Raw genomic sequence first — 3,890 nt, forward strand, 5'->3', positions numbered from 1 at the left:
TATAAATCCATTATATTCCCCCTTCAATACGTTCATTACCGCAAATATTGTAACCTTTTGCGGTAGTGTCGAGGAGGGCAGAAAAAAGGAGCTTAAAGCCAATGCCACTGACCTTAGAGATATTTTTCATAAAACATATCTATTCTTCACTGTTCCTTACAAAATCATACGTTACTTTCACTTTCTTAACGTTTTTTAATTTTGATTTCTTTGATTCAATAATATATGTGTTTGCTCCATATATGACCACGGCAGTTTTATATTGTCCCTCTTCCAACAAATCTCTTTTTTCAACATTTAAAGTGACCTTTTTGTCTTTTTTAGTTATAGAAAGAAGTTTATAACTAAAAAAATTTAAGTCAATATTTTCTGTTGCGAAAATCAATGCCTTCTTCTTAAAATATGATTTTTTGTATTTATTGAGTTTTTTTATATATTTTTTAGGATTATTATAATTTTTCTTTATGTATTTTTTTAATTTTACCAAATCTTTATATGATCTTATAATTTTCTTATAACTATTCTTATTGTTCGTATCAGAGTATTTACCGGATACACTAATTTTCTTACAAATATAACCATCTACATTTGCCGCTTTAACATTTACAGAACAGATTGATAAAACTGTCAATATAACCACAAAATATTTTAATCCCTTTTTCATATATTTAACCTCGTAATCTCCTCTTTCAACTTATAATTTCCTGAATTTTTCATAGTTAAAATAATATTTCATCCACGACAAATTAACATAATCCCTACCAAATTCCTGCATCTGAAACTTCATTAAACTTTGTTACTTAATACTGAATATGCGTAAGGTTTTTTCATTGTATCTTAAAAGTCAATTCGTGTCAATTTTTCACTAGCCTTTTATTTTTCCGGTGAATTTTTTTAATAAATGTTTAAACATAACCAAAAAAGTTGTACTATAACAATTATAATTTGCTACAGTACAACTCCCAATGATTTCTATAAATAGTCCCCTAAATACATTAAATTTGCTCTTCTGCCTGTTCAGCGTCCTCAAATTTTGTAAACTGTGGTAACCAGACTAACTGAACCTCACCTACAGGGCCGTTTCTTTGTTTAGCAACATTTAAAATAATCCTATTTCTGTCTTCTTCCTTCTTTTCCTTATCATAATATCTTGACATAAGCATTACAACGTCGGCATCCTGCTCAATAGAACCGGATTCACGTAGGTCAGCCATAATAGGTTTTCTGTCTTCACGGGTTTCAGATGCACGGTTAAGCTGCGACAGTGCAATAACCGGCACATTTAACTCTCTTGCAATACCTTTAAGAGTTCTTGAAATTTCCGCAATTTCCTGCTCACGGCTTCCGTGAGGTGTATTAGTAGTCATTAACTGCAGGTAGTCCACTATAACCAACTGTATGTCTTTTTCCAGCTTGAACTTTCTGCACTTTGAACGCATCTCACCAATACTGATACCCGGTGTATCATCTATAATAATATTAGAATTTCCAATAATATTAGCAGACTCAACTATGTTAGCCCACTCATTATCACTTAAATCACCAATACGTATTTTCTGAGAGCTAACCATCGAATTCTGGGAAAGAATACGGTTAATAAGCTGCTCGCTGGACATTTCCAAACTAAAAATGGCTACAGGAATATTGTGCTTAACAGCAACTGTTTCCGTTACATTTAACACAAACGCCGTTTTACCTACTGACGGACGGGCTGCAATTAGAATTAAGTCTGACGGCTGCAAACCGGATAGCTGTGTATCAAGTTTCCTGAAACCGGTTTCAATACCTGTAATGGTGCCCTTGGTCTGGGCTGCCTGTTCTATCTTGTCAAAAACATTTAATACTATCTGTCTTACCGGCACATAATCCCCGGTATTACCTGTCTGTAACAGTGAAAAAATATCTCTTTCCGTCTCTTCTAATATGGCATCAAGAGGTTTATTTCCTGCATAACACGTATTTGCTATTTTTTCATTTGCCCTGATTAAATTTCTCATAACGGCTTTCTCATAGACAATCTCAGCATATTGTCTGATATTAGCTGATGTAGGAACCATATCAAGAATATTTCTGATAAAGTCAATACTTATTACCTCTGAAGGAACCTCCATTTCCTCTAACTTATTTTTGATAGTTACAAGGTCACATTCTTTTCCTTCATTAAAAATTTCAACCATTGCCTTAAACAATGAACCGTATTGTTTATTGTAGAAATCTGCATCAGAGAGTTTTTCCATTGCAATGGGGATAGCCTCCGAATCCATAATCATAGAGCCGATTACAGCCTGCTCCGCCTCATTGCTGTGGGGCATTATCCTTTTAACAACTGCCTCTTCCATTAATTTTACCTCTGCATGTAATCTAATTTATTTTGCCACTACTTTAACTGCCAAAGTACCTGTAACATCCTTGTGAAGCTTAATGTTTACATTGTATGTTCCAAGAGACTTAATAGCATCAGGAATAACAATTTTTTTCTTATCAATGTCCATGTTAAGCTGTTTCTTTGCTTCAAGGGCGATTTCCTTGCTGGAAATTGAACCAAATACCTTTCCTTCAACTCCTGCCTGGATTCTTACGATAATGGACTTATTTTTAAGGTCTTCAGCTAAAGCTTTAGCTGCCTCTAATTTTTCCTTTGCTACCTTTTCTTCGTTCTGTTTATGAAGCTTTAAATCGTTAAGATTCTTCCCTGTAGCTTCAAGTCCTAAATTTTTCTTTAAAATAAAATTTCTGGCATAACCGTCGTTTACTTCTACTATCTGACCCTTTTTACCAAGAGTTTTAACATCTTCTAATAAAATAACTTTCATTATATGTCACCCTCCTCTAATTTTCTTTCTATAATATCTTTTAAATGTTCAATGACTTCCTCTACGCTGCTATCCTTAACCTGGGCTCCTGCTAAGTTCATATGTCCGCCACCGCCAAATTCTTCCATAATAACCTGTACGTTTACTTTATCTACGGAACGGGCGCTAATATATATCTGGTCTCCATAAGGAGTAAACACAAAGGATGCTTTTATATCCTTTATATTTAAAAGTTCATTTGCTGTCTGAGCTCCAACGACAGTAGGCGAAGATACATCCTGTGCGTTACATACGGATATGGCATATTCATCCATAAATACTTCCGTATTTTCAATGGCTTTGGCTTTTGCCTTATAATCATTTAAATCATCTCTGAACATTCTGCGAACCTTTGTAATGTCGGCTCCATTTTTCTTTAAATAAGCTGCTGCCTCAAAAGTTCTTACACCGGTTCTGTTTATGAAATTGTTGGTATCAATCATAATACCGCCGTAAATTGCTTCTGCCTCTAGCTTGGTAAGCTTAACTGTTTCATTAATATATTGCATAATCTCTACAACCATTTCACATGTAGAAGATGATGATAATTCAATATAAGATAACTGTGCATTGTCAATAACGTCCGTACTTTGTCTGTGATGGTCAAATACCAAAAGACACTGGGAACGTCTTACCAATTCAGGATATTCCGTATAATTTGCCCTGCTTACATCCACCACAATTAAGGCATCATTTTTAGTCATTTTAAGGGCTGCTTCCTGACCTGTAATAAACATATCCTCGTCGTATATTTCCATTTCCTTAAAAGCTTCTACTAGCGGAACAACACTGCTGCTTACCTCACCTAATACAATGTGGGCATCTTTTCCTATGGTTTTTGCAATTCTGTAAAATCCAATAGATGCTCCAAAGGAATCATTGTCCCCAATGTGGTGTCCCATAATGTATATGGTTTCCTTTGTTTCAATTAAATCACGAAAGGCTGTTGCCTTAACTCTTGATTTAACCTTTGTATTTTTTTCAACGGACTTTGTTTTTCCACCGTAATAATAAACCTTGTTGCCATCCTTCAATACC

The 3,890-nt window shown here is 34.6% G+C and carries 4 protein-coding genes; all 4 read right to left on the minus strand.

Annotated features, from left to right (window positions below; all coding sequences use genetic code 11):
• Positions 1-139: 139 nt before the first annotated feature.
• Positions 140-664, minus strand: a complete 525-nt coding sequence (locus Q5O30_RS09165) for a hypothetical protein (RefSeq protein WP_021953452.1) — start codon at positions 662-664, stop codon at positions 140-142.
• Between the two features lie 331 nt (positions 665-995).
• Positions 996-2,339, minus strand: coding sequence for a replicative DNA helicase (gene dnaB, locus Q5O30_RS09170; RefSeq protein WP_021953453.1), 1,344 nt, complete (start codon positions 2,337-2,339; stop codon positions 996-998).
• A 27-nt stretch (positions 2,340-2,366) separates the two neighbouring features.
• Positions 2,367-2,813: a 50S ribosomal protein L9 gene (rplI, locus tag Q5O30_RS09175; protein ID WP_021953454.1), complete on the minus strand. Its 447-nt coding sequence runs from the start codon at positions 2,811-2,813 to the stop codon at positions 2,367-2,369.
• On the minus strand, positions 2,813-3,890 hold a 1,078-nt coding region (locus Q5O30_RS09180; protein WP_302674676.1), incomplete at its 5' end, for a DHH family phosphoesterase. The genes rplI and Q5O30_RS09180, both read right to left, overlap by 1 nt.

The organism is Eubacterium sp. CAG:161, assembly GCF_000432355.1.
GTDB lineage: Bacteria > Bacillota > Clostridia > Lachnospirales > Lachnospiraceae > Eubacterium_G > Eubacterium_G segne.